This is a genomic window from Butyricicoccus sp. (genome assembly GCF_050872565.1).
GTDB lineage: Bacteria > Bacillota > Clostridia > Oscillospirales > Butyricicoccaceae > Butyricicoccus_A.
Genome location: NZ_JBNMHC010000404.1, coordinates 1 through 1853, shown reverse-complemented (window position 1 = coordinate 1853; position 1853 = coordinate 1). Strand labels below are relative to the sequence as shown.

Below are 1853 nucleotides of genomic sequence, written 5' to 3'. Positions count from 1 at the left end.
TGCGCGAGATATGATTATCGGAAACTTAGTCGGAGCCCTGCTTGCTATGATTTTCGTCATGAATTTCACCGGTTATTTTGAAATCACCTGTTTTATCGGTGTTATCATCATGATTTCCGTGTGCAATCTTCTGCACATGAAACCGACAATCACCAATCTGGCGTGTGTCGTCTTCTGCTGCTGTCTCAAAGATATTCCAGCATCCGGCACGATTATTTACGGCCTATTGCGCTTCCGTGAGACCGTCATCGGCACCATCATTGCTCTTGCCGTCAACATGCTCATTCGCCCGTACAACGGCGCTGAGCGCACGAGAAAGGGTATTCTCAGCGCACAGCAAGCGATGCTGCCGCTGCTCAAGGAGCGTGTTCTGCTCGGCAGAATCCCCGATCTGCGTGATTTGCGCAAGCACATCAATCAGTTGGACAGCTCCATCAATATTCTGCTCGACGAACGCATGAACATTTCGCTCAAAAAATCACAGGTTGCTTATCTGCGTGGCTGTCAGCAGCTGCTGTGGAAAATGCGCGATGCACTCATCAGTATTTGCAGCATCGACACCACGCCGAGTCCTTCACAGGAAAATCTCGCCCGCATGAAGCAAATCGGTCTGTCCAATGACCCGCAGGAACACACCGAAAATATTTTGACCGGCGTCTGTCATGAAGAGGACACAACGGTATTCAATTATTACCTCAATGTTTTTCTAGATTCCAACGAGTATCTGAACGAGCTGATTCACATGTAAATACAAAAGCGGCAGACCGCCGTTTCCCGAATACGGGAAACGCGCCGTCTGCCGCTATCTTTTGTCCGAAAATTCTTACTTTTCGATCAGAGACTTGCCGTCCATCTCTGCCGGCTTCTCCAGGCCGAGAACTTCCAGCATCGTCGGTGCAATATCTGCCAGACGACCCGGATTCAGCTTCTTGCAGTCCGGATCACCGACAACACAGAACGGAACCGGATTGCAGGAGTGTGCAGTGAACGGAGATACGCCGTCCTCTTCCAGCATCTGGTCTGCATTGCCGTGGTCAGCGGTAATCATTGCCACGCCGCCCATCTCCAGAATCGCATCAACGGTCTTGCCAACACAGGTATCCACTGCCTGTACTGCTTCAACCGCTGCGTCAAATACGCCAGTGTGACCGACCATGTCGCAGTTTGCGTAGTTCAGAATGATGACATCGAACTTGCCGCTCTTGATTTCTTCCACAACCTTGTCGCAAACCTTGTATGCGCTCATTTCCGGCTGCATGTCATAGGTGGCAACCTTCGGAGAAGCGATCAGGTCACGGGACTCATTCTTATACGGAGCTTCTACGCCGCCGTTAAAGAAGAACGTAACATGAGCATACTTTTCGGTCTCTGCGATGCGCAGCTGGGTCAGGCCGTTGTCTGCGATATACTCGCCAAACGTATTGACAAGCTGCTGCGGCTTAAATGCCACATGAACATTCGGCATGGTCGCATCGTACTGGGTCATGCAAACAAAGTATACCGGGAAGAATCCATTCTTGCGCTCAAAACCGGTGAACTCCGGATCAACGAAAGTACGGGTGATTTCACGCGCACGATCCGGACGGAAGTTTGCAAAAATAATGGAATCGTTTGCCTTGATCTGGCCATCCTTTGCTGTGACAACCGGAACGATGAATTCGTCGGTAACGTCTGCATCATAAGAAGCCTGTACAGCAGCCACCGGATCGTCAAAGTACTCGCCTTCGCCGTATACCATTGCAGAATATGCCTTAACCAGACGCTCAAAGCGGTTATCACGGTCCATCGCATAGTATCTGCCGTTGATGGTTGCAATCTTACCGATGCCGATTTCATCCAGCTTTGCCTGCAGC

General features: G+C 50.5%; 2 protein-coding genes. One reads left to right on the top strand and one right to left on the bottom strand.

Features of this window, described 5'->3' with window-relative positions; genetic code table 11:
- A partial coding sequence (locus ACR0P9_RS11895) for an FUSC family protein (protein WP_432620421.1) occupies positions 1-748 on the top strand: 748 nt, incomplete at its 5' end.
- 75 nt (positions 749-823) lie between these two features.
- Here ACR0P9_RS11895 and gpmI read toward each other — a convergent pair.
- Positions 824-1853 (bottom strand): 2,3-bisphosphoglycerate-independent phosphoglycerate mutase (gene gpmI, locus ACR0P9_RS11890; RefSeq protein ID WP_432620419.1); only part of this gene is annotated, 1030 nt, incomplete at its 5' end.